Here is a 3367-nt window from a genome sequence, read left to right as displayed (position 1 = left end):
CGGGAACCGCGGCGCTGCGATTGCAGGGGCTTTCCAGAGCGCTGTCCAGGAGGCTGTCGGAAAGCTTGTCGCCATAGCGGACCAGGGTGTGGCGGCGCAGGCGTCCGCGAGCTAGATCTTCAGCCGGCAAACGGGAACCGGTCGCCGGGGCCGGGGCCGGGGCCGAACGTCTGATCTCGAGCCGGAGCCCCTTCCCGTCCCCCCGGACTGGACCTTCAGGTCTGCGTGGAACCGGCCGGGAGCCCGTTGAGACGACGCGCCGCGGTCACGGTGTTGGCCAGCAGGCAGGCGACCGTCATGGGACCCACACCGTTTGGAACCGGGGTAATGGCGCCGGCGACCTTTCTGGCGCTCCGGAAGTCGACGTCGCCGACCAGCTTGGTCCTGCCCTCCGCCGCCTTCACCGGATCATCAAAGGGCACTCGGTTGATACCGACGTCAATGACCGTGGCGCCCGACCGGATCCAGTCGCCCGGGATCATCCGGGGGCGGCCGATCGCCGCCACGAGGATGTCCGCCTCCCGGCAGATCGACGGAAGGTCGCGTGTCCTAGAGTGGGCGATGGTGACAGTGCAGTCGGCCTGAAGAAGCAGCTGGGCAACCGGCCGACCGACCAGGATCGATCGGCCCAGGACCACCGCCCTCAGGCCAGCCAGCGACTCCCCCAGGGTCTGCCGGAGCAGGATCATGCAACCGACCGGCGTGCAGGGCGCCAAGGCCGGAAGACCTTGGGCAAGGCGGCCCGCATTGACGACATGCAGTCCATCGACGTCCTTGTCAGGATCAATGGCCGCAATCACCGCCTTCTCGTCGAGTCCTCCCGGGAGGGGCATCTGGACCAGGATGCCATGGATGGCGGGATCGGCATTAAGCCTCCGGACCAGCTGAATGAGATCTTCCTGCCGTGTCGCGGAGGGAAGTCTGTGGGTCACCGAGTGCATCCCGGCGGCGCGCGACTGCTCGCCTTTGGATCGGACATAGACCTCCGAAGCCGGGTCCTCACCCACAAGCACTACCGCAAGACCTGGCGTGACGCCGTGCCGGGATTTCAGCTCGGCGACCTCAGCCGCGACCCTCCCCCGAAGGGCATCGGCTTCCGCCCGTCCATCGATCAGCCTGGCCTCGCTCATGGTTGCCTCCGCGTCCCCGGCGTCGGTCGCGTCCTAGCCTGCGTCTGGCGAAAGTGGAAACCGGTTTTGCGGTTGAGGGCGTTTCCGCCTCAGCGTGGAAAGGCATCGCACCCTTGCGTGTGATCCAGGTTCGGAGGCGAGGATCAGCGATCAGGACCTGGACCTGAGCCACTGGGCCACCGCCCAGGCGTGAGACTCCCTGTGCAGGCTGCGGATCGCCTGAAGCGGGGTTCGCCAGACCAGCCGATGGTCAGGCTCGACCAGCCAGGCCGGATTCTCCTCCAGGATCCGAACCTCGAAGAAACGCCCGCGAACATTGAAGGACCGGCCAGCGTTGAGGAGTACGCGGTCGGAGGACGCACCGAGACTGCCGAGAGGCTGGACCAAAAGACCGGTCTCCTCCCGAAACTCCCGGATGAGAGCTGTGGCGTCATCTTCCCCGGGTTCGATCCCGCCGCCAGGAAGCGCCAGCCAGATACGATCCGCGGGATCGCCGATCTCCACCAGCGCGATGCGCCCGCCTCTCCGGGCGATACCGAAGACAGAGGGTCTATCCGGCCATACGCCCGCCGACGACGCCAGCCCGAACTGGGGATCGGTCATCAGTCCTTGCCGTAGAGGGAGACCCAGAGGTCGTGCCGACCGGCAAGGGCGTCTTCGACAGTCATCTCCGGCCATCCGACCCGGGACTCCGAAGACGATCTCCATGCGAGCGTGACGAGGTCCCTCAATGCACCCGCTCCCACGCCAAGCCGGTCCCTCGCATAGGCGGCGCCCCGCGGATCCCCCGGCGTCAGGGCCCCTGTCTTTTCCAGCCGATAGAGGGACGGGACCTCACGCCAGGCCCGGGAAAGATAACCCGAGATATAGGCCTCAAGGGCGCCCTGGATGTCTGCGCGCGGAGGCATGGCCCTGCGGACATCTTCCTGTCGGACACCCGCCGCGACCAGCTCGCCCTCGAAGACGGAGTGAATGCGGTTCCGGGTGAATCCCTCGAGATTCTCCGCGGCAGCCCACCCGTTGTAGTGCGTGGTGACATGCAGGGGCTGCGCTCCATCCGCGACATAGTGCGACAGCCTGCCCAAGGTCTGCAGGACAAGGGCCTCTCGGCGGCGAAGGTCCGCCCTGTACCAGGCGCGCCGTGACGGATTCCGCTCGATCGCGGCGGCATGATGGAGGACGCGCCACATGGCGAAGTCCTTCGTCAACTGCTGCTGGGTCTCAAGGATCGAATGGTACAGCCATCCCACCTTCCAGGCGCTCGTACCGGCGGCGCGCAGGGCGGTTTCGTAAGCCTCGCGATCCGGCGGGATCGCTTCAAACCGGAGTCCGGGAGCGAGTGTCCCGTCATCCGAGACGTTCAGGAAATGGCCGGGATCGAGGGAGACTGCGTGCGCGCGGCCAGCGCCCTTGGAGCGATCCAGTTCCCGGGACAGTTCACCGATGTCCTGGGCCGCCGATCGGTCGCGGAGGAAGGCCGGAAGTTCGGCGGGAAGATCCTCGACGGCGGCGACGCCGACCATTCGATGACCCGTCGCGCCCCAAGCGGCGGCCTGTCCCGGCGCCGCCGTCAGGATCACCATGAGCGCAACGGCAAGACGCCTTGCAGATTTCATGGGGCGCCCCCGGGGACGGAAAGACCGAGATACCCCTCGCATCGCTTGATCCAGTTCGAAAGATGAGGACGAGCGCCGAGCGAAAGCCCGGCCTCGGGCGCAAACCGGGTATAGGGAAGGAGCGCCATATCGGCGAGGCTGAAGCGGCCTGCCACCAGCCAGTCCCGGCCTGCGAGCGCCGTCTCCAGGTGATCCAGGGCCCCGTTCGCCCGGCTGACAAGGGCGGGCGCCAGGGCGTCAGGCGACGTCCCGAGATAACGGACCTGAAAGCGGGCGACCGCCACGTAGGGCTCGTGGCTGTACTGCTCCCAGAACATCCACTCCAGCATTCGGGCCCGTTCGTAGGGATCCGAAGGGATCAATTCCGAGCCCCAGGCGAGGTGGAGGATTATGGCGTTGGATTGAGCCAGGGGTCGGCCGTCATCGAGAATGACCACTGGAACCTGGCCGGCAGGATTCATCGCCAGAAAGGAGGGAGTCCGCGTCTCCCCAGAGAGTACGCTGGTTTCGGCCCACTCGTAATCGAGGCCGAGATGATCCGCCGCCCACTTCACCTTGAGGCAGTTGCCGGAAATGGAATCGCCGAAGATCTTCATTGGAGGCTCCTGACGAGCGCCGGTT

Annotated in this window: 4 protein-coding genes; all 4 read right to left on the bottom strand. The window is 66.4% G+C overall.

What is annotated here, in order from left to right:
* Window positions 1-215: 215 nt before the first annotated feature.
* The 4 genes from folD to INE98_RS00655 all read right to left on the bottom strand — a co-directional run bounded on the left by folD (window position 216) and on the right by INE98_RS00655 (window position 3342).
* Entirely contained in the window at window positions 216-1130 is a 915-nt protein-coding gene (gene folD, locus INE98_RS00670) for a bifunctional methylenetetrahydrofolate dehydrogenase/methenyltetrahydrofolate cyclohydrolase FolD (RefSeq protein ID WP_293535796.1), read from the bottom strand.
* A 150-nt stretch (window positions 1131-1280) separates the two neighbouring features.
* The gene (locus INE98_RS00665; RefSeq protein WP_293535795.1) at window positions 1281-1733 is read right to left on the bottom strand and encodes an NUDIX domain-containing protein; all 453 of its coding nucleotides are present in this window, start codon (window positions 1731-1733) and stop codon (window positions 1281-1283) included.
* Window positions 1733-2746 (bottom strand): S1/P1 Nuclease, encoded by a 1014-nt coding sequence (locus INE98_RS00660; protein WP_293535794.1) that lies wholly within the window; start codon window positions 2744-2746, stop codon window positions 1733-1735. The genes INE98_RS00665 and INE98_RS00660 overlap by 1 nt, the downstream gene beginning before the upstream one ends.
* The gene (locus tag INE98_RS00655; protein WP_293535797.1) at window positions 2743-3342 is read right to left on the bottom strand and encodes a glutathione S-transferase family protein; all 600 of its coding nucleotides are present in this window, start codon (window positions 3340-3342) and stop codon (window positions 2743-2745) included. The genes INE98_RS00660 and INE98_RS00655 overlap by 4 nt, the downstream gene beginning before the upstream one ends.
* Window positions 3343-3367 lie beyond the last annotated feature (25 nt).

This window comes from Phenylobacterium sp., assembly GCF_020253645.1.
Classification (GTDB): Bacteria; Pseudomonadota; Alphaproteobacteria; order Caulobacterales; family Caulobacteraceae; genus Phenylobacterium.
Note: the sequence above shows the minus strand (reverse complement) of the source record. Positions and strands in the feature narration are given on the sequence as shown.

What these genes read in the sequence shown, in the direction of transcription:
- folD (WP_293535796.1), bottom strand. Translation starts at nt 1,130, where the DNA reads ATGAGCGAGGCCAGGCTGATCGATGGACGGGCGGAAGCCGATGCCCTT.
- INE98_RS00665 (WP_293535795.1), bottom strand. Translation starts at nt 1,733, where the DNA reads ATGACCGATCCCCAGTTCGGGCTGGCGTCGTCGGCGGGCGTATGGCCG.
- INE98_RS00660 (WP_293535794.1), bottom strand. Translation starts at nt 2,746, where the DNA reads ATGAAATCTGCAAGGCGTCTTGCCGTTGCGCTCATGGTGATCCTGACG.
- INE98_RS00655 (WP_293535797.1), bottom strand. Translation starts at nt 3,342, where the DNA reads ATGAAGATCTTCGGCGATTCCATTTCCGGCAACTGCCTCAAGGTGAAG.